The organism is Algoriphagus litoralis, from assembly GCF_003259255.1.
Taxonomy (GTDB): Bacteria; Bacteroidota; Bacteroidia; order Cytophagales; family Cyclobacteriaceae; genus Algoriphagus; species Algoriphagus litoralis.
Genome location: NZ_QGOL01000007.1, coordinates 118,045 through 137,247, shown reverse-complemented (window position 1 = coordinate 137,247; position 19,203 = coordinate 118,045). Strand labels below are relative to the sequence as shown.

19 protein-coding genes are annotated in these 19,203 nt (G+C 43.3%); 12 read left to right on the top strand and 7 right to left on the bottom strand.

Translation table 11 applies throughout. The annotated features are described in order from the left end of the window. The first annotated feature begins 113 nt into the window (after positions 1–113). The 5 genes from DK188_RS08270 (at position 114) to DK188_RS08250 (ending at position 4,618) form a co-directional block, all read left to right on the top strand. Positions 114–1,286 carry a proline dehydrogenase family protein gene (locus tag DK188_RS08270; protein ID WP_111670348.1) on the top strand — a complete coding sequence of 391 codons (1,173 nt, stop codon included), beginning with the start codon at positions 114–116 and terminating at the stop codon, positions 1,284–1,286. 175 nt (positions 1,287–1,461) lie between these two features. Next, complete coding sequence (lysS, locus tag DK188_RS08265) at positions 1,462–3,165, top strand: lysine--tRNA ligase (RefSeq protein WP_111670347.1); 1,704 nt, start codon at positions 1,462–1,464, stop codon at positions 3,163–3,165. Positions 3,166–3,325: 160 nt separating this feature from the next. After that, on the top strand, positions 3,326–3,634 hold the full coding sequence (locus DK188_RS08260; protein ID WP_111670346.1) for a nucleotidyltransferase family protein: 309 nt from the start codon (positions 3,326–3,328) through the stop codon (positions 3,632–3,634). Continuing rightward, positions 3,624–3,965 (top strand): HepT-like ribonuclease domain-containing protein, encoded by a 342-nt coding sequence (locus DK188_RS08255; protein ID WP_111670345.1) that lies wholly within the window; start codon positions 3,624–3,626, stop codon positions 3,963–3,965. Before DK188_RS08260 ends, DK188_RS08255 begins: the two co-directional genes overlap by 11 nt. 182 nt (positions 3,966–4,147) lie before the next feature. Then, positions 4,148–4,618 (top strand): hypothetical protein, encoded by a 471-nt coding sequence (locus DK188_RS08250; protein ID WP_157963198.1) that lies wholly within the window; start codon positions 4,148–4,150, stop codon positions 4,616–4,618. A 143-nt stretch (positions 4,619–4,761) separates the two neighbouring features. On the opposite strand, the gene DK188_RS08245 is transcribed toward DK188_RS08250, so the two are convergent. The 4 genes from DK188_RS08245 to DK188_RS08230 form a co-directional block, all read right to left on the bottom strand. After that, positions 4,762–5,352, bottom strand: a complete 591-nt coding sequence (locus DK188_RS08245; RefSeq protein ID WP_111670343.1) for a hypothetical protein — start codon at positions 5,350–5,352, stop codon at positions 4,762–4,764. Then, positions 5,345–5,842: an RNA polymerase sigma factor gene (locus DK188_RS08240; RefSeq protein ID WP_111670342.1), complete on the bottom strand. Its 498-nt coding sequence runs from the start codon at positions 5,840–5,842 to the stop codon at positions 5,345–5,347. Before DK188_RS08240 ends, DK188_RS08245 begins: the two co-directional genes overlap by 8 nt. Beyond that, on the bottom strand, positions 5,839–6,672 hold the full coding sequence (locus DK188_RS08235) for an alpha/beta fold hydrolase (protein WP_157963197.1): 834 nt from the start codon (positions 6,670–6,672) through the stop codon (positions 5,839–5,841). Before DK188_RS08235 ends, DK188_RS08240 begins: the two co-directional genes overlap by 4 nt. 234 nt (positions 6,673–6,906) lie before the next feature. After that, positions 6,907–7,641 (bottom strand): DUF4197 domain-containing protein, encoded by a 735-nt coding sequence (locus DK188_RS08230; protein ID WP_111670340.1) that lies wholly within the window; start codon positions 7,639–7,641, stop codon positions 6,907–6,909. Between the two features lie 240 nt (positions 7,642–7,881). On the opposite strand from DK188_RS08230, the gene DK188_RS08225 reads away from it, so the two are divergent. Further along, entirely contained in the window at positions 7,882–9,096 is a 1,215-nt protein-coding gene (locus tag DK188_RS08225) for an arginine deiminase (protein ID WP_111670339.1), read from the top strand. A gap of 25 nt (positions 9,097–9,121) precedes the next feature. Here DK188_RS08225 and DK188_RS08220 read toward each other — a convergent pair whose 3' ends face one another. Then, positions 9,122–11,917: a putative LPS assembly protein LptD gene (locus tag DK188_RS08220; protein ID WP_232825690.1), complete on the bottom strand. Its 2,796-nt coding sequence runs from the start codon at positions 11,915–11,917 to the stop codon at positions 9,122–9,124. Between DK188_RS08220 and DK188_RS08215 the strand changes: the two genes are divergently transcribed. From DK188_RS08215 to DK188_RS08205, 3 genes are all read left to right on the top strand, one after another. Continuing rightward, positions 11,916–12,716, top strand: coding sequence for an N-acetylmuramoyl-L-alanine amidase family protein (locus DK188_RS08215; RefSeq protein ID WP_111670338.1), 801 nt, complete (start codon positions 11,916–11,918; stop codon positions 12,714–12,716). The two genes, DK188_RS08220 and DK188_RS08215, sit on opposite strands and share 2 nt — an antisense overlap. A gap of 135 nt (positions 12,717–12,851) precedes the next feature. Continuing rightward, positions 12,852–14,468: an acyl-CoA carboxylase subunit beta gene (locus DK188_RS08210; RefSeq protein WP_111670337.1), complete on the top strand. Its 1,617-nt coding sequence runs from the start codon at positions 12,852–12,854 to the stop codon at positions 14,466–14,468. Positions 14,469–14,507: 39 nt separating this feature from the next. Further along, positions 14,508–15,353: a transglutaminase family protein gene (locus DK188_RS08205; protein WP_111670336.1), complete on the top strand. Its 846-nt coding sequence runs from the start codon at positions 14,508–14,510 to the stop codon at positions 15,351–15,353. Here DK188_RS08205 and DK188_RS08200 read toward each other — a convergent pair. Next, the gene (locus tag DK188_RS08200; protein ID WP_111670335.1) at positions 15,347–15,925 is read right to left on the bottom strand and encodes a thioredoxin domain-containing protein; all 579 of its coding nucleotides are present in this window, start codon (positions 15,923–15,925) and stop codon (positions 15,347–15,349) included. The genes DK188_RS08205 and DK188_RS08200 overlap by 7 nt on opposite strands. A 212-nt stretch (positions 15,926–16,137) precedes the next feature. Beyond that, the gene (locus DK188_RS08195; protein WP_111670334.1) at positions 16,138–16,767 is read right to left on the bottom strand and encodes a 4'-phosphopantetheinyl transferase family protein; all 630 of its coding nucleotides are present in this window, start codon (positions 16,765–16,767) and stop codon (positions 16,138–16,140) included. 36 nt (positions 16,768–16,803) lie between these two features. Between DK188_RS08195 and DK188_RS08190 the strand changes: the two genes are divergently transcribed. The 3 genes from DK188_RS08190 to folB are packed head-to-tail and all read left to right on the top strand — an operon-like array spanning position 16,804 to position 19,195. Then, complete coding sequence (locus tag DK188_RS08190) at positions 16,804–17,724, top strand: WD40 repeat domain-containing protein (RefSeq protein WP_111670609.1); 921 nt, start codon at positions 16,804–16,806, stop codon at positions 17,722–17,724. Then, on the top strand, positions 17,721–18,830 hold the full coding sequence (locus DK188_RS08185; RefSeq protein WP_111670333.1) for a DivIVA domain-containing protein: 1,110 nt from the start codon (positions 17,721–17,723) through the stop codon (positions 18,828–18,830). Before DK188_RS08190 ends, DK188_RS08185 begins: the two co-directional genes overlap by 4 nt. Then, on the top strand, positions 18,830–19,195 hold the full coding sequence (folB, locus tag DK188_RS08180; RefSeq protein ID WP_103922960.1) for a dihydroneopterin aldolase: 366 nt from the start codon (positions 18,830–18,832) through the stop codon (positions 19,193–19,195). The genes DK188_RS08185 and folB overlap by 1 nt, the downstream gene beginning before the upstream one ends. Positions 19,196–19,203: the final 8 nt, after the last annotated feature.

Below are 19,203 nucleotides of genomic sequence, written 5' to 3'. Positions count from 1 at the left end.
TTCAAACTCTTAAGAAGATAGACTTTTTACTCTGGCAATGACCCGTCAAATACCCGAACAAAAGCCCTGTTAGAGCAGTTTTTTTGATATCTTTGCCACCTTATTTGCGTGATATGCCCGTCATACCCAAAATTTCTTTTGAAAATCTGGAAGTAGCTTTCGCTTCCAAAAGCAATGCTGAACTCAGGAAAATGTACCTGATTTTTGCTACGCTGAACAATAATCTTATCTCAGATCTTGGCATTGCCCTGGCTAATCTTGCTTTTAAACTGAAAATTCCTGTCAAAGGAATCATGAAGAAAACCATGTTTGGACACTTTTGTGGTGGCGAGACCATCGCCGAAAGCGTTCAAGCCTGCAAGCACTTAGCGAAATATGGCGTTCATTCCATTCTGGACCTGTCTGTAGAGGGAAAAGGGGATGAGGCTAGTTTTGATGCCACTACAGAGGAGATCTATCAGACTTTGGTCGAATCTGCCAAGACGGATTACATGCCGTTTGGTGTCTTTAAAGTGACGGGATTGGGCGATTATCAGTTGATGGTCAAAGTCCAGGATGGTGAGCTACTGAAAGGGGAGGAGTTGGCTGCCTTTAATCGGATGAAAGCTCGTGTCGATCGACTTTGCAAAGCTGCACATGATCTAGGGCTGAAAATTCTGGTGGATGCAGAAGAAAGCTGGTTTCAAAACGTCATCGACGACTTGGCCTACGAAGCCATGGAGAAATACAATAAAGAACGCTGCGTCGTGTACAATACCTATCAAATGTATCGTCACGATTCGCTGGAGCGATTGAAGAAATCGGCGGAGATGGCAAAAAGTAAGGGCTATTTATTTGGCGCAAAACCAGTACGTGGAGCCTACATGGAGAAGGAGAGAGAACGTGCAGAAGAGTTGGGATATCGAGATCCTATCCAGCCAACTAAAGCTGCTACAGACCGGGATTACGATGCCGCCATTGAATACTGTGTCGAAAATGGTATTTACTTAGTCTGCGCATCTCACAATGAGAAGAGTAATTTGGCTTTAACCCGCTTGATGAATCTTCATAACATTGATCCTGTTTCGGATCGTATTTATTTCTCCCAGCTATACGGGATGAGCGATAATATTTCATTCAATTTGGCAAAGGCAGGCTACCGAGTAGTGAAGTACGTTCCCTACGGTCCGGTAGAAAAAGTAATGCCTTACCTCACTAGAAGAGCTTCTGAGAACACATCCATCGCCGGTCAAAGCAGCAGGGAGTTTGACCTGATCAAGCGAGAGATGAGGAGAAGGAAGAAGTGATCAGTATTCAGTATTCAGTAGGCAGTCGCAGTGATCAGTTCTGTCAGGCTGAGCGGAGTCGAAGCCTTAATAGTTAATAGTTAATAGTAAATAGGTAGTGGTAGAGGGTAGTTAGGTTCGAACTTCGGTCTTCCCGCTTAATTAAATTTCAAATATCAAATATCAAATCATAAAAATGCAACTTTTGAGCGAACAGGAACTCGAACGCAGAAAAGACCGGGAAGAATTAATGGCTCTGGGGATCAATCCCTATCCAGCCGAATCTTTCCCCATTAATGTCACGGCGGAGGATATTCATAGAAACTACGAAAACAGAAAAACTGACTACAAGGACATATCCATCGCGGGTCGTCTCATGAGTCGTCGGATCATGGGATCTGCATCATTTGCTGAGATCCAAGATTCCACCGGGATTCTTCAGATCTACGTTCGTCGGGATGATATCTGTCCGGACGAGGATAAGACTTTATACAACACCGTTTTCAAGAAGCTGCTTGGATTAGGTGATTTTGTTGGGGTGAAAGGCTACATTTTCACCACTCAAACCGGTGAAATCTCCCTCCATGTCACTGAATTGAAGCTCCTTTCTAAGTCAATAAAGCCACTTCCTGTTGTAAAACGTGACGAAGAGGGCAATGTCTATGATGGATTCACCGATCCTGAACTTCGGTATCGTCAGCGATATGTGGATTTGACGGTAAATCCTGAGATCAAGTCGACCTTTGTCACTCGATCAAAAATAATCTCCAACATGCGTCGATTTTTCGATGATCACGGATGGTTGGAAGTGGAGACGCCGATTCTTCAGGCAGTTCATGGTGGTGCAGCGGCGAGACCTTTCCAGACGCACCACAATACCTTGGACATGCCGCTTTTCTTGAGAATCGCCAATGAATTGTACCTGAAAAGGTTGATCGTTGGTGGTTTTGACGGGGTTTATGAGTTTGGGAAAATGTTCCGAAACGAAGGCATGGACCGCACGCATAATCCGGAATTCACGTCCATGGAGATCTATGTAGCCTACAAAGACTACATCTGGATGATGGAGATGGTGGAGGAACTGCTAGAAAAAGTAACTGAATCCATCCACGGCAAAACGGTCGTAAAAGTCGGTGATCGAGAAATTGATTTTGCTGGACCATACAGAAGGCTTTCGATGTATGATTCGATCAAAGAATTTGCAAATATCGACGTAAGCAAAATGGATGAATCGGCAATCCGCCAAGTTTGTGTGGATTTGGGAATCCAAGTTGACAATTCGATGGGTCGAGGTAAGCTGATTGACGAGATCTTTGGTGCCAAAGTGGAGGCCAACTTGATTCAGCCAACCTACATCACCGATTATCCGATAGAGATGACGCCTTTGGCGAAAAAGCATAGAACCGAGCCGGGTTTGGTGGAGCGATTTGAGCTTTTTGTCAATGGAAAAGAAATAGCCAATGCCTACACCGAACTCAACGATCCAATCGATCAGCGGGAGCGATTTGAGGAGCAATTGAAACTGGCAGCAAGAGGGGATGATGAAGCCATGGCGATGGATGAAGATTTCCTTCGTGCTTTGGAATACGGGATGCCTCCGACTTCGGGATTGGGAATTGGTATCGATCGATTGACGATGCTCCTGACTAATAAGACGACGATTCAGGAAGTACTTTTCTTCCCTCAGATGAGACCGGAGAAAAAAGCGGTGGAAATGACCGAGGATGAGAAAGTGATTTTCGAGCTTCTCATCAAAAATCACCCTGCATCACTTCCCGATCTGAAAGCACAATCAGGTCTTAGCGGCAAGAAATGGGATGTCTCTATGAAAGGACTGACTCAAAAGGGAGTGGTCAAAGTGACGAAGGAAGGGGAAATGCTGACTGTTGATTTGGTCTGAGTTAGTGACCAGTAGATTATTATTGCAGCCGTGAGTGTTCGCACTCCCGGCTTTTTTGTTTCCTAAAGAAAATCTTCATTAAGGAGCACTTATTGAATCAAAAATATTGGTTTAGAACAGGGGGAACTCAAATTTTTCTCTTTCGTTCTTATATTTGATTATGTTAAAACTGAAACCAAATCAGCAAAATCAGCTAGAATCGATCTGCAAAAAGCATTTTGTAGCAAACTTATTTTTATTCGGATCAGCAGTTTCAACCTCTTTTTCAGCTTCAAGCGATCTTGATTTTGCAGTTTTATTTTCAGAAAATCTTTCTCCCCTAGAGCATGGAGAAGCTTTCTTTGACCTAAAGGATGATTTGGAAAGATTGTTTTTAAGAAAAGTCGATCTTGTCTCCTACAGAGTAGTGAAGAACCCTGTATTCAAGAAGGAATTGGACGACACGAAAGTCCTGCTTTATGCCGCCTAGTAAGATTTTGAAATTCATACTTGACATTGAATCAGTGATCCAAGAATTGGAGCAAGTGATTGAAATTAACTCAAGGGATTACTCAAAATTCAGTTCAAATTTTATGGCTGTTCGAACAGTAGAACGAGATTTAGAAATTATCGGAGAGGCAGTTAGGAAAATTACTCTTATTGATGCTTCTGTGTCTATTTCGAGCTCAAAACATATTATTGGGCTGAGGAATATGATAGTTCATGCCTATGATTCCATTGACCCTACTTTACTTTGGAAAATTCTAATTAATGATCTTCCTGTTTTAAAAGAAGAAATTAGAAACATAAAAAATCTTTAATTTATCTTTTTGTAATATTCATAGGTTTGGAAAGTCTTTAGAAAAATGAAGATTTTTTAGTTCAATAATAAACTTGTTTTTAAAAAGTAATGAATCAAAGATTAATTTCCTTATTCCTTTTTATGTTCTTGACAAGTTGTGCCTCAAAAAAGGAGAAAGTCTATAAATCCTATAATCATTTAGTGGAAAAGTTGGTAAATGACTTGATTAAAAGTGGTGAGCTTGAAAATCGAACTTCAATAATCGGACATACTTATCCTTTTGTGTACTATACTATTGAAACAGGTGAAGATGGAATTGAATTTCCTCCTCCAGAATATTTTTCTAGAAATGAGCAGGGAATTTTTAACTCTATAGACATGAATCTTTTTCCAAATAGTAAACAGACCTTGAACCATCTGAAATACCAATTAACAAGTTCTACTTCCAAAGAGAAATTTGATTTTGGTAAAAACACAATCGAACCTAATAACCTTGATTTGGATAAGCCCTATTACAAAGTATATAAACCCATTTTTAATCTGGATTCAACTGGGGTGTATTTAGAAATTGATTACCACCATCAGATTTATGGAGATGGTAGAGCATTTGTATTCGAATTGAAGAATGGAGTTTGGGAAAATGTAAAGTTTATCCCAACATGGATTAGGTAAAAGTGGATATTCATATTTAAAAATTCTATTGGGTCTTTGTGTATCCCTAGACCCGAAGCAAAAAAATAGTGGAATTCAATTTTCGGTGAGCTTAAAAAAAAAACGTGAGTGAAGTCACTCACGTTGGCAAGATTTTTTCTGACTTATCCCAAAATCTTTTCCTTCAACTCCACCACCATTCTCAACTCCCGAAGTTCTTTTTGCACATTCTTTCGGATCAGCAGCGTCAGGATAATACCAGGAATAAAGTAGGAACAGACCAAAGCTCCCATCCAAAAGGAACTGATGTATTTGGAGAATTCCGGTAGGAGAAGCAGAAAGCCCAAAGTATAAGCACTGAGCGTCAGAAAGGTGTAGAATCCGTGGATGCGTAGCCGGAGTTCCAGGTATTTCTTTTCCTTTTCCAGACTTTCTATGGCTGAATCTGTGGCTTCTTTTTTTCCACCTTCCACAATACTGAAAGCTTCCAGCACAAACCGAAGGAGAAAGAACCCCAACATAATTCCCACGCCCACATGACTCAGCGTTTCGCGAAAGCCAAAGTAAACCAGCAGAAAATAGCACATCATCAGGAATGTCGATCCCAAGATCAGTAAGGTGCTCCATTGGAATTTTTTGCTTTCTCGGTTGAGTCGTTGGGCTTCGCTGATTAATTGTGCAGGGATGTGTGGAGGAGTGATGTCCGATCCGGAGCTTTTCCATCCCGATTTGAGAGTTTGTCCTAGTTCATTCATATGAAATTAATTTTTTAAGTCTGAGTTTGATTCTGTGGATTTTGACACGGAGATTTCCGTCTGAGATGCCCAAAATGGTTGCGATTTCTTCCTGCGGGACATCTTCGAGGAGTAATCCAGTGACTAGTCGATCGATCTCAGAGAGGTGAGCCATTGCTTCAAAAAGCATTTTGCTTGGATCTGTCTCTGTGAAGTTGATTTCTTCGGTCGTTTCTTGGTCTCGCAGGATTTCTCCTAGTTTTTGATCTTTGTTTTTCTGCTTTTTCAGAAAATTCAGGCAAGTATTCACTGTGATTCTGTAGATCCAGGTTTTGGGAGTAGCATCCTGACGAAACTTGCTCAGATTGTTCCAAACCTGGATGAACACTTCCTGCGTGAGGTCTTTGGCCTGATCGCTGTCTCCTTTCACGAATCCAAGGCAGAGTTGAAGAACCATTCGGTAATGGGCCTGATAGAGTAGCTCAAATTGCGTTTTCAGTTCTGGATTCACTTTCCTAGAAAGGTATTGATTTCCTGCACAAACCACTCCGGTTGATCCAGCATCAGGTAGTGCTTACTGTCGGCAGTAAAGGCAAAGGTCTTGTTTTCCAGCGCTTCATATTGCTTTTTCATAGTATCCAGTGCTCCTGGGCCAAAAGGCTGACCCGCTACCATGAGCAATACCGGGACTTTGATCGACGTGAGTAGCGGTCGACTGTCTAGCTTAAGCAAGTCCACATAGCCATAGACAAAGGTTTTGCGATCAGCATTTGCCATCCAGGTTTTGACCATCTCCTGATCAGATGGCTTGGTGATCATATTCTGGGTCATTTGAGTCAAATAGGCTGACTGAGCTGTTGCATCCATCGCTAGGAGTTGGTCATTGTAGGGACTTTCGTAGCCCAAAGCTGCTGCTGGTACGCCCGGCATCATGACTTCGCGCATGCAGGCCAAGGCATCGGCGATGACTACTTTTTGGATACGATCCGGGAAACTGGCCGCTAAATCCAAAGCTAAATTTCCTCCCATGCTGTGGCCAATGACCGTCAAATTGCTCAGGTTATTTGAAGTAATGTACTCGATTAAGTCAGTTTTGAGCGATTCGTACCAGGGCATTTCTACTGGAGCAATTCCTCCGAAACCCGCATAGGTAACGATATGAGCGGAATGTGTTGGGAATTGGGAAGCGGTTTCATTCCAGACTTCTCCCGGAGTAGCAAATCCCGGTAGGTAAAGGATTGGGTCTCCGGTTCCGGAGGTTTTCACTGAGATCGATGACTGAGCTACAACTAGTGGCTGGAGGAGTAGCGTGAAGCAGATGAGTAGAAGTGTCTTTTTCATTTTCCTTGATTTTTTGTGGTTTTGTATCTTGGAAAATGGATCTGTCTTTTTGTTACAGGCAGAATTGAAAAATATTTTTAAATTCTTTCTCCCTGATTTCCAAAGTCCCTTAAGTCCTGTTTTCCGATCACTTTTTTGCAAAAAAAAAACGTGAACGGGGTCGCTCACGTGGTCAATTCTTTAGTGATTTTTTCCGCTGTAGAAGAAATATTCAAACTCCATGGGTCATTTTCTTTACCTCTTCTGACTCTCGGCGTAGCCAAAAACCTTCTTTAGCAGGGGACTGGTTCTTGCGCCGATGTTTTCCCGTATTTCCAGCTCTTCCTTAGCAATCTCAATGAAAAGTCCGTCGATTGCTTTCTGTGTCACGTAGGCAGTCAGATCGGTGTCTACTTTTTTCACGAAAGGCACCTTGTTGTATCGGGTCATCACATCACCCCAGTATTTTGTAGCATCCACTTTTTTCAAACTGGCATCAATGATCGGAGAAAACTTTTCCGTGAGCGAAGAAGTAGTGCTGCCTTTGAAATACATGGTGGCGGCATTTTCCTCCCCGAGCAGGATATTTTGCACATCCTGAAAACTCATCTGCTTAATGGCCTGAGTGAATATGGGTTTTGCTTCTATGGCAGCATCCTCTGCCGCTCGATTCAAACTAGTGATCACTTGATCAACCATGGATCCTAATCCGATGGATCGTAGGGTGTTTTCCACGTTTTTTGCTTCTTCAGGAAATAGGATTTTGACATCGAGATTGCCCAAGTATCCATTTTCAAGTGAAAGTCGCTCAGCACTGATCCCGGTTCCTTTCTCAAGCGCCTCTTTCAGCCCCATGGAAATCTCAGTGGTGGTAGGGTTAGTACTCGCCTGCTTAAGAATATCAGTAATTTGAGCAGTAGTACAGCCTGAATGAAGAAGCAATGCACCGGTAAAAAAAAAGCCGGTGAGGAATTTTTTGAAAGAAAACATAAGTTGTTTTTGGGTGAATGGTATAGATAACGAAATAACCGTGCCAGAGGGTTTGAGGGGCGTACAAAAAATTAGTAAATTTTAATTCATATTCTCAAAAAAAATAATCAGTTCTGAATCAGATTTTTTCACTTTTTGCATTCAAAGCAATCAGTAAAATTTTATCAAATATTCACTTAATTCGATTTTTGATTTTGAAAATTGCAATAAAAATTTCTTTTTGTTGAAAATATAGAAATAATGAACCTAAGGCTCAATTCAGAATTTGGGACCCTCAAAGCAGTCTTAATGCACCGTCCCGGGAAAGAAATAGATCGGTTGACTCCATACAATAAGGAGTTTCTTCTCTTCGACGATGTGCCTTATCTCGAAGCGCTGCAAAAGGAGCACGATACCTTTTCCAATCTCATCAAAGCTTCTACAGGGGCCATGGTGTATCAGCTCCGGGAGCTTTTGATCCGGGTATTGTATGACCAAACTATTCTGTTGAAACTGATGCAGAGCGCACTTAGCAGATCAGGACTGGGGCACCTTGCCGGGGATATATTGGAACGATATTCAACTGCCGAATGTGCGGGGATCCTCACGGGAGGGCTCAAAATCCATGAGCTGAGACGGAAAATCCCCAATCTCAATGCAGGTGAACTGATGGAGTATGCCTTTGCCATCTCTCCCTGTCCCAACTTGTATTTCCAGCGAGATCCCATGGCTGTAACTCCAGGTGGTATCATTTTCTCCAGCATGAAAATGGAAGGAAGGCAGCGGGAAGCAGACCTTCTTCGGACTATTTTTGAAAATCATCCTGACTTTAAAGAGAATATCAATTTGCTCTATCCACTGGAGGGGATGCATAGTCCACCAAGTATCGAAGGGGGAGATATAATCATCCTTTCCAATGAAGCAGTGGCCATTGGTAATTCTGAGCGAACGGATGAAAAGGCAATCTACCATGCCGCCAAATCCTTGTTGGGAGAAGGTACAGTGAAGCGAGTATATGAAGTGCATTTGCCTGAAAAACGACAATACATGCACCTGGATACGGTTTTTACCATTTTGGATGAAAATCTCGTGTTGACTTATCCAGATGCGATGAATGCGGTGTTGCAGACTTCACTTTATACCCTAAAAGAAAACAATGGAGAAAAAGTGACAATCAAGCGTGAAATTCTGAAGGAATCCTTGCTAACAGTCTTGGCACGGGAAATCCCTCATCTGGAAGTTCTGCATACCGCAGATGGCAATCCGGATTATTCCATGCGGGAGCAGTGGTTTGATGGAGCGAATGTATTCGCAATCGGACCGCGTAGGGTGATTTCTTACAATCGGAATATCCACACCAATCGAGCTCTGCGAAATATGGGGGTGGAGGTTTTGGAGATACCGAGTTCAGAATTGAGTCGTGGCTTGGGTGGACCGAGATGTATGACGATGCCATTAAGCCGGGCGAGGGTTTGATTTTCAGCAATCCACTGCTAATCCTTTATAAATCAAAGAATGTTCTTCTTCTAGAAACCTTAAGGTCTTGAAGGATACTGGATTTGACGCGGATGTCAATATTGTAGGAGGTGAATTTGCCAAAAGGTACCCAATTGACATTCATCTGCCAGCAATGAAGATCACGGGCGATACCGATCATAGTTTGGGTGAGTTCGGCAGTTTGGAAATCGTATCCGGTGTTGAAATTGATTTTCCATTTTTCTGAGATAGACACATCCCCGCTCAGGTTCATCGTTTGGGTGATGTTTTTGTTGTTATTGATCTGTCGGGAGTATGCTAGGTTATACCCAACAGTAAGATTCCAAGGGATATCCCAATCGATATATTGGCTGGGATCTGACACAATTCGGTTGATTTCGTTTTGTGCAAATTCATCTACGACACCCCCACGCTGAATGAAATCCTGAGTCAATTCGTCCCGCACTTCTCCAGGAGATTGTCCGCTTCGGGGATTGATAGAGGCATTCATGTTCAGGGAAGCATTGCGGATCGTCCCTATTCCTTGGCCGTTTTTCCAGGCAAATTGGTTGATTCTACGGAAGGTCTCTGTGCCGTTTTCGCCTGGTATGGTTTGAACTGCATAGGGGTCGATGTTACTCGTCAAGTTCACAGAGAGCTTCCGATCAAAAAAGCTTGTTCTGGCTGAAATTTGAAAAGGAGAGAGCTTAAATGAATCCGCTGCAAAGTTGTATGCGGTATTGACGTTGAAAGACTCCAAAAGTGGAATTTTCTTAGTAGCGTTTTCTGAGGTGCTATCCTTGGCATTTAGAATTTTGGCTTCCAGGACATTTCGGATTCCGATACTCAATGCCCGGGATTCTCCCGGAGGTGCACCACCATAGACAAAGCCCTGATGTCTTGAAAATCGCTGAATTCTACCTGATTCATCTACTTGGACTTCCTGATAGTATCCGTAAGAAGGATCTGAAAAATCTGGAGTAAAGTTAAAACCAAAAGTGGGCGCAATATGGTGCCGGATCGTTTGGATTTTGCTGCTCGGTTTGAAGTTATAGAAGCCATAGAAGTTGGTGTTCATGGCAAATGAACTGGTGTAAAAACCCACCCGGTTGAAACCATCTTCGATGATGCGGTCTACCCGCTCTTCGGTAGGATTGTAATAGTAATTGATTCGCTGGAGATACCAGAGTTCGTTGTAATTGACCGAAGCAGTGCCTGTGAAGTAATTGAAAAGTGTGAAGTTGGAAGAAAGTGGAATCGAGTTTTTGGCGCCATTATTGGCATTTTGTAAGAGCAAGCCGAAATTTTCCAGGTTGAATGGGATTGTTCTTGGTCCTGATCCAAGTTCTGGATTATTGACTCCAAGTTGCTGCTGAAGACGGTTGGAGATCGTGTTTTGCATATTGAAGTTCCATGCAATATTTAGGGTTTTAAGCGGTTCAAATTTTACATTCTTGAACGGGCTTTGCCGGTTCATATTCACCGCAATCGTAGGTAGATCCAGTCTGACTTCTCCTGTCTGCACACTTTGGGAGTGACGGAAATTAGCCGACAAGGAAAACGGCGTTCCTGCAAATTGTTTGGAATAGGAAATATTAGAATTGAGATCGGCAGTCACATTGTTTGAAAAATTATTCTGACTGACCACGTTGTTGAAGTAGCTAGTCGAACCGGCATTGACCGAAGCGGAAAACTTCCCAGTGCCTCGTGTAATCGGCGTATGGTTCCATTGAATCCGAAACGTATTGTAATCGACGGGATTCAATTCTGTCTCTGGGCTTACAAACTTCTGAAAATCCACATTGAAGCCGCCGCTATAGCGATATCGCTTGGTGTAGATGGCCTGGGATTTTAGTCCCCATCCACCTTTTGAAAAAATATCCCCAGTGATTCTGGCATGAATGTAGTCGTTGATTGCAAAATAATAACCTAAATCTCTGAGGAAGATTCCCCGGGTTTGTTCCTTTCCATAACTCGGGAAAATGACGCCAGAAGCCTTCTCCTCTGGGGTATCCGGAATCAATCCAAAAGGTAATCCCAACGGCGTAGGAATGCCATTGAAATACAAGTTAAATGGACCGGAAACCACTTGCTTGCCTGGAATGGATTTTATTTTGCTTGAGGAGATATGCCAATGGGGTTTGGTTAGTTTACAGGTCGTGTAGTAGCCGTGATCCAAATAAATACTTCCGTCTTCCGTCTTTTTGATCGTTTCACCGCGAAGTACTCCATCCTGCTGCTCGGTGACTACATCCTTGATGATTGCTTTTTGGGATTTGAAGTTGTACCGCATCTCCTTTCGGATCTCATAGGAGGTTCCTTGGTCGGTGAAAAACGGATTCCCCGTGACTGTTCCCAAGCTATCCGTAACCCCTGTGGCATAGAGTTCTGAGTTTTTCCAGTCAATGACTATTCGATCTGCCTCCAGTTTCATTTCCCCATATTCAAACCAAGCGTTTTTATAGAGGTAGACTTTATTCTCGGTAAAATCTGTAATGATGCTATCTTCAGCGAAATAGAGAATATCTGTTTGAATATCGCTTGTGGGCATAATTTTTGCCGAGTCCAAGTTTATCAAAGTGTCTTGCCTAGCAGCAAGTGTATCGGCTAATGGAAGAGTCCGCGATGGAGGCGTCAGCGTGTCCGGAGTGACTAGGACTTTTTCGACAGGAGGCTTTGTAGGTCGCTGTGCCGATGCAAATTGGGGGATTAGCCAAAGCCCTGAAATAAGTAAAAAAAGGATTTTGTGACCCGACACTGCTGCTTGCGCTTTGTTTAATTTAGTTGAAATTTTGCGTAAAGTTAATTCGATTGCCCTCATGGAACGGTTCAAGAACAAAAAAATTCTCTTAAGTTTTCTTATAGCGATTCCTTTTCTATTCGGTGGATTTATCCCCAATGAAACGATGATGCCAGCTTTTCGGATGAAAAAAATCGTATTAGATGCAGGTCACGGAGGAAGCGATCCCGGAAATATTGGGTCCAAAGTTCGGGAAAAAGACATTAACCTAGCTGTAACTCTGCTGGTTGGGAAGTATATCAAAGAAAATATGCCGGATGTAGAGGTGATTTACACACGAGATGATGATAGCTTCCCGACGCTAAAACAGCGCCCGAATATTGCCAATGTCAACAAGGCAGACCTTTTTGTTTCCATTCATTCAAACTCCGCCGCAAATAAATCAGCTTATGGCACCGAGACTTTTGTGATGGGTACCAAATACTTCGAGGCAAATTTTGATATCGTTAAAAAAGAAAACTCCGTGATTTTCCTTGAGGAAAACTACGAAGAAGAATACGAAGGATTTGATCCTACCTCTCCGGAATCCTACATGATGTTTAATCTGACCCAAAAAGCATTCATCGGCAACAGCATCTCTCTTGCCGATCAAATTGAAACTCAGTTTAGAGATCGGGTGGGCAGAAAAAGCAGAGGCGTAAAGCAAGGCCCTTTTTATGTGCTTTGGACGCCATCTATGCCAAGTGTTTTGGTAGAGTTGGGATTTTTATCCAATTCGGAGGAAGAAAAATTCCTGATGAGCCAAGAAGGCAAAGAGTACATGGCCTCAGCGATTTACCGCTCCATCAAAAGCTACAAAGAGGAAATCGAAGGTATTTAACAGCCAAAATTCTCAAAAGCATTCAGGCCCTTTTTCTCGCAGGAAAAGGGCTTTTCTGTATCTTGCTACTAAACCTCCTTCCTATAAAGGGAGTTTGACTATTCATAAACCCAAATTGACTTACCTAATTCCACGATGGAAACAAGCACACCGACTTTTCAGGATTTATTACTGCAACTCCAGCAAAAAACCGAACTAGTCAACCTAGGAGGAGGAAAAAAGCGGATCGATTCCGAGCATCAAAAAGGCAAATTGACCGCCCGTGAGCGGATTGATTATTTGATTGATTCAGGTTCCAGATTTTTGGAAATCGGGGCTTTCGCAGCTGACGGAATGTACGAAGAGGAGGGAGGCTGTCCTTCAGCTGGAGTGGTCACTGGAATTGGCTATGTCAGCGGCAGGATGTGTGTGATCGTAGCGAATGATGCTACTGTCAAAGCTGGAGCATGGTTTCCGATGACAGCCAAAAAGAACCTGAGGGCTCAGGAAGTCGCCATGGAAAATCGACTTCCCATCATCTATCTGGTCGATAGTGCAGGAGTTTTTCTTCCCATGCAAAATGAAATTTTTCCCGACAAGGAACACTTCGGCCGGCAGTTTCGAAACAACGCGAAAATGTCCGCTATGGGAATTGTACAGATTGCCGCGATCATGGGAAGCTGTGTGGCTGGAGGTGCGTATTTGCCGATCATGTCCGATGAAGCCATGATCGTAGATAAGACCGGCTCGATCTTCTTGGCTGGATCCTACTTGGTCAAAGCTGCAATCGGGGAAACAGTGGACAATGAAACGCTGGGTGGAGCGACCACCCATTGCGAAATCTCCGGTGTCACGGATAATAAGTACGAATCTGATCAGGAATGTTTGGATGCGATCCGCAAAATTTTCGGCACATTGGGCGAAAATCAAAAGGCTGGATTTGACCGGATTGAACCTAGGGATGCGGGTATTTCTGGAGAGCAACTTCTGGAAATCTTTCCCATGGAGCGGGTAAAGCCCTATGATATGTTGGAGGTTATTTCTGGAATAGTAGATAGAGGTGAAATAGATGAATACAAAAAAGATTATGGCAAAACCCTAATATGCGGCACAGCACGAATCGACGGCTGGGCCGTAGGAATCATCGCCAATCAGCGGAAAATCGTCAAAACTGCCAAAGGCGAAATGCAGATGGGCGGAGTGATATACTCAGACTCTGCTGATAAGGCTGCGCGATTTATCATGAATTGCAACCAGCGAAATATACCCTTGGTTTTCCTGCAGGATGTCAGCGGTTTCATGGTAGGCAGCAAAGCTGAGCACGGCGGAATCATCAAAGATGGCGCTAAAATGGTCAATGCCATGGCCAACTCCGTCGTTCCCAAGTTTACTATAGTGGTAGGTAATTCCTATGGTGCGGGTAATTACGCCATGTGTGGCAAAGCCTATGATCCGCGGTTGATCTATGCCTGGCCGACTGCACAGATGGCGGTGATGTCAGGTGCATCAGCTGCCAAAACCCTCCTTCAGATCAAAGTAGCTTCTCTCAAAAAAACCGGAAAGGTGATCTCGGAAGAGGATGAAAAACAGCTTTTGGAAGAGATCACAAATAAGTACAACGAAGAATTGAGCCCCTACTATGCTGCCGCCCGACTCTGGGTGGATGGGGTGATTGATCCCCGGGAGACCCGCAACCTAATCAGCATGGGTATCGAAGCGGCAAATCATGCGCCCATTACGGAAAGATTTAACGTGGGAGTGATTCAGACCTAATCATTTTTTGTAACTTAAAGTAAGTCAAAAGAAAATAGCATGAGTGAATTGACACCAGCCCAATTGGATGCATTGGTTTCATTGTTGGATGATCCAGACTTGGAAGTAAAAAACCACGTCAAGAATCGAATCACCTCGCTAGGGGCAGAGATTATTCCATTTTTGGAACAAAAATGGGAAACCAGCTTCAATCCGGAAGTCCAGAGGGAAATCGAGGAACTGGTTCATGATTTACAATTTTCGCTGGTTAAAAGCAGGTTTGCAGAATGGCGAGACACAGAGGATCGCGATTTGCTCACAGGTCTTTGGATCCTGAATACCTATCAGTATCCCGATTTGGAGTTTGAGAAATTGAATGCAGAGATGCATCAAATCTATTTCGAAGTCTGGACTTCATTCAAAAATGACTTGCAGCCCTACGACCAAGTCCGAATTATCAACAATGTGTTGTTCAATACGCTGAGGTTTTCCGCTAATACCAAAAATTTTCACTCCCCAGCGAATAGCATGCTTTCATCTGTTTTGGATTCAAAAAAAGGCAATCCGATCAGTCTCTGCTCGATTTATCTTTTGGTGGCAAAAAAGCTGGGTTTACCCATCTATGGGGTCAACCTTCCCAACCTTTTTGTCCTGACATACAAATCTTCAGACATCACCTTTTACATCAATGCCTTTAATAAAGGATTGACTTTCAGTCGACAAGACATTTTCAATTACCTCGAGCATCTCAAAATTGAACCTCAGGATTATTTTTTCGAACCCTGTGCACATTTGGATATTATTCTTAGATCGCTGCGAAATCTCGGAAATGCCTTTGAAAAATTAGGCGAAGCAAATAAAGTAGAGGAGGTCAAAGAAATGATCGCAATTCTGGAAAATCAATAAGTTCGGACGTTACAGCCTACAGGTCGAACCTGTGAAGGTGTGGTGCCTTCCCCTCGGAGGATTTGATTCAGTGCCCGCTCAAGATGCCGCTCGCTGACAGCAGATTCGGCTTGTGGATTGTTGTCGATAGCACCTCGATAGGAGATTTCCAGGCCGTTTTGACCGGGAGTAAGGACGATTACCTCGGGGACTTTCGTGATCCCGAATATTTTGGTCCAAGCCTGTCCTGTATCGATCAGGTAGGACATGTTTAAGCCACTTTGATCAATATAATTGCGAAGCGGAGTTTGCTCCGCTTCGGAAGTTCCTACCTCCGCATTGATCAGTGCAAATCCAATTCCCTGATTTTGAAAAGTACTTTTGATAGCCTTGATCCGGCTTTCATAAAGTTTTGCAAATGGGCAATTCAAGCTGTGAAAAATCAGGACAAAACCTTTTCCACTGGACATGGCGCCCAGGCTCATCGTCTTACCGGTGACAGCATCAATGGTACTTAGCTCATTGAGATTTTGCGCAGCAGCACTCCAGATCAAACCCAAACAAAGTGAAAGTAGGATTGTGGTTTTTTTCATAGGATTATAAGTTGACTTTTACAGCCCCACGGAAGTTCGCGGCGGTTAAAATCTTGCCAATTTGTGACTTTTTAGTCATGCTCGGTTTCATGGGGTTCAAATTTGATTGGTAAGGACCACAATGCCTGTCCCAGATTTGATTCGGAAGAATCCTCTGAGCTTAGCTATTCTTAGGGTTGAAAGTCGACTTGGAGCATTCTTGATTTCATTTTTCACCAAATGGTGTAGGTCAAAACTACATTGTCCAATCTGCGCACATCTACAGTGTAATGGTGGTCTGCAAAGTCCGTTCCTCTTATTTTTCCTTTGATTTTGTTGGTTTGGATATCAAAGGGTTCTAGAAGAATATTATCCCGAAAGGATACGCCTCTTTTTCCCTGGCATTTGAATATGGATTCCTTGGCCGACCAAGCCATGGTGTAGTGAAGGGGATCTTTTTCCAAAAAATCCAACTCAAACGGATCCAAAAACCTAAAACCAATTTTCAGAATTTTTTCACGGATCAAATCCATGTCGATACCTACTGGCTGTTCCCGGTGGAAAATAGCAGCAGCAAATCCGGGCGTATGCGTCAGCGAGACAAAGCCCTGCCCGTTCATGGATTGAGATTTGCCATGCTCATCTTTGAAAAAGCCCGGATAGGGGACTTCAAGGGCTTTTAACGCATCGTAGATAGCCAATCGGGCAGTGGCCCACTCTTTCTTTTTTTCCGGGTGAGAAATATTGGCAAAAGAAAGTTTTTCTCGAAAACTCAAGAAATCCAGTGATTGATCTTCCTGTGGCTCGATAATCTTTATCGCTAGGGCCGATGAAGAATCAATTTTTTCTATTTTTGTTTGCATAGGCCAAAAGGGCGCCGCTGAGTGATCGTCCAATATATGTCAAAAATCCAAGTTAATAAATTACATACCCTGACTGGTCACAACGACTGCATCTATGCACTGACCGAAGGGAGTGATCCCCGATTTTTTTATACCGGAGCCGGAGATGGGATGGTAGTAGAGTGGGATCTCGATGCTCCCAAAGATGGAAAGCTGATCGCGAAATTGCCTCATTCGGTATACGCGCTGACTGTGGACCGGGAACGAAATCTGCTCATCATCGGACATAATTTTGAAGGAATCCATGTAATCGACCTCAATGAGAACAAGGAGATCTGGAATCTAAAACTGACCGATCAAGCTATTTTTGATATCAAGGTCTTTTGTAATGAAATTTTAGTCGGGACGGGTGATGGAGTTCTTGTGATTGTGGATATCGATGCGAGAAGTGTCAAAAAACATATCAAGCTCAGTTCTAAAAGTATCCGCGTCATGTCAATTGCTCCTGAAAAAAGGCATTTGGCAATCGGATTGAGTGATCATTCCATCAAAATCCTTGATTTGGCGGATAACTTTCAGCCGATTGCAAACCTGACTGGCCATACCAATTCCGTTTTTGCCCTGAATTTTTCTCCAGATGAAAAAAATCTGGTCTCAGCGGGTAGGGATGCCCACATGAAATTCTGGGAATCTGAAACCTACACCCTGGTAGAAAATATCGTGGCACACATGTATGCCATTAATTTTTTATCTTTCAAAGAAGACGGGAAGTACCTAGTTACCTGCTCCATGGACAAGTCCATCAAGGTATGGGATGCAGCGAGCTATAAACTAATGAAGGTCATCGACAAAGCTCGAAATGCCGGCCATGGCACCTCGATCAATAAAGTGCTCTGGAGTACTTATTCCGGACAGGTCATCTCTATATCAGATGATCGCACTATTTCCATTTGGCAAATTGAAGAAGAAAGTTTATGAAGATTTCACCAACAGCCATTAGGCAAAAAGCCTTCGAGACAGCATTTAGAGGCTACGAAAAGAAGGAAGTATCCATGTTTCTGGAAGAAATGAGCGTGGCTATGGAGCAGATCAACCAAGAAAATCTGGAGCTGCGAAGTAAGCTTCAGCAGGTGGAATCCGAGGCCAAGCGGCTCAAAGACGTAGAAGATTCCTTATTCAGAACTTTGAAAACTGCTGAAGATACCGGGGCAAGTATCATCACCGAGGCGACCGAAGCAGCCGATCAGATCATCGCTGAAGCCAATGCTCAGGCAGAAGAGACTACCCTTCGGGCAAATCAATATGCCGAAAAGACTATTTCTGGTGCAAATCAATATGCCGAAAGCACCAAGAACGAGGTGGAGAAATACGCTGAAAACGTAAACAAAGAAGCAAATCAAATCTTTCAAAAAGCTCAGAAGCAAGCGGAAGATCAAGCTCGTATCATCACTTCAGCAGCTGAAGCCAAAGCTAAGGAAACCATCAAGGAAATCCGGGAGAGCATGCAGAGCTTAGTGAGAAGCTACGATGGTCTACTCGAGCAGCGGGAAGCGCTGGTGAAAAGTTTGAAACGACTTTCTCAGGATGCCCTGAATCAAATTGACCTATCAGATGCACACTTTTTCCGAATTGATGGTAAGGCCTATCAGCGAGCGATCGATGAATTAAGTCGATCTAGCCATTTTTCTGTTGCCAACATTGCTGTCTTGGCCACGCAGGCGGAGGTGCCTGCCGATGCAGAATCAGAAGAACAGTTTGAGGAAGATATGTCTACAGCGACTTTGGACGAAGAGACGCTGGAAACTGTCGAGGCCATGACTCATGAGCTGGAGGAGCAGGGAGAGCTTACTGTGAAAGAAATTGAGCAAGAACAGGATGAAGAAGACATCGCATACGAAGAAGAACCCATCATCAATGAATCCCTACCTGTAGTGGAGGATGAGGTGATCGCCGAAGAAGAAATCAAAGAAGAAGAGGTGAAAAAAGAAGCACCCGTTCAGCAGGCTCCTTCAACCGCAATGGAAGATTCAAAACCTGAAGATCTCAAGAAGTCCTCGGGATCATTTTTTGACCAGTTTGACTGATGGGAAAAGTTTCACTGGAAGGGATTGAATTTCACGCGTACCATGGGGCTTATCCCGAAGAATCCATTCTGGGCAATCGCTTTACATTGGATCTCGAATTGGAGACAGATTTCAAAGAAGCCATGCTACATGACAGCCTGAAGGATACGGTGGATTATGCAAAACTTTATCAATTGATCAAAGCCCGGATGGATGTGAAAGTGAAGCTATTGGAGCATCTGGGTCACCGGATTGTTTCCGATATTCTAGTTGCTTATCCCAAAGTGAAATCCGTGCGTCTTACTTTGAAAAAACATCATCCTGCTTTAGGCGGAATTGTGCAGTATTCTGCTGTGACGGTTTGTTTCCCAGAGGATTTTGCATAAGATAATTT

Excerpts from the sequence above, each read along its gene's own strand:
- DK188_RS08235 (WP_157963197.1), bottom strand. The coding sequence starts at position 6,672 with ATGAAAAAGACACTTCTACTCATCTGCTTCACGCTACTCCTCCAGCCA.
- DK188_RS08195 (WP_111670334.1), bottom strand. The coding sequence starts at position 16,767 with ATGCAAACAAAAATAGAAAAAATTGATTCTTCATCGGCCCTAGCGATA.
- DK188_RS08200 (WP_111670335.1), bottom strand. The coding sequence starts at position 15,925 with ATGAAAAAAACCACAATCCTACTTTCACTTTGTTTGGGTTTGATCTGG.
- DK188_RS08245 (WP_111670343.1), bottom strand. The coding sequence starts at position 5,352 with ATGAATGAACTAGGACAAACTCTCAAATCGGGATGGAAAAGCTCCGGA.
- DK188_RS08210 (WP_111670337.1), top strand. The coding sequence starts at position 12,852 with ATGGAAACAAGCACACCGACTTTTCAGGATTTATTACTGCAACTCCAG.
- DK188_RS08220 (WP_232825690.1), bottom strand. The coding sequence starts at position 11,917 with ATGAGGGCAATCGAATTAACTTTACGCAAAATTTCAACTAAATTAAAC.
- DK188_RS08230 (WP_111670340.1), bottom strand. The coding sequence starts at position 7,641 with ATGTTTTCTTTCAAAAAATTCCTCACCGGCTTTTTTTTTACCGGTGCA.
- DK188_RS08190 (WP_111670609.1), top strand. The coding sequence starts at position 16,804 with ATGTCAAAAATCCAAGTTAATAAATTACATACCCTGACTGGTCACAAC.
- DK188_RS08270 (WP_111670348.1), top strand. The coding sequence starts at position 114 with ATGCCCGTCATACCCAAAATTTCTTTTGAAAATCTGGAAGTAGCTTTC.
- lysS (WP_111670347.1), top strand. The coding sequence starts at position 1,462 with ATGCAACTTTTGAGCGAACAGGAACTCGAACGCAGAAAAGACCGGGAA.
- DK188_RS08260 (WP_111670346.1), top strand. The coding sequence starts at position 3,326 with ATGTTAAAACTGAAACCAAATCAGCAAAATCAGCTAGAATCGATCTGC.
- DK188_RS08185 (WP_111670333.1), top strand. The coding sequence starts at position 17,721 with ATGAAGATTTCACCAACAGCCATTAGGCAAAAAGCCTTCGAGACAGCA.
- DK188_RS08205 (WP_111670336.1), top strand. The coding sequence starts at position 14,508 with ATGAGTGAATTGACACCAGCCCAATTGGATGCATTGGTTTCATTGTTG.
- folB (WP_103922960.1), top strand. The coding sequence starts at position 18,830 with ATGGGAAAAGTTTCACTGGAAGGGATTGAATTTCACGCGTACCATGGG.
- DK188_RS08225 (WP_111670339.1), top strand. The coding sequence starts at position 7,882 with ATGAACCTAAGGCTCAATTCAGAATTTGGGACCCTCAAAGCAGTCTTA.
- DK188_RS08215 (WP_111670338.1), top strand. The coding sequence starts at position 11,916 with ATGGAACGGTTCAAGAACAAAAAAATTCTCTTAAGTTTTCTTATAGCG.
- DK188_RS08255 (WP_111670345.1), top strand. The coding sequence starts at position 3,624 with ATGCCGCCTAGTAAGATTTTGAAATTCATACTTGACATTGAATCAGTG.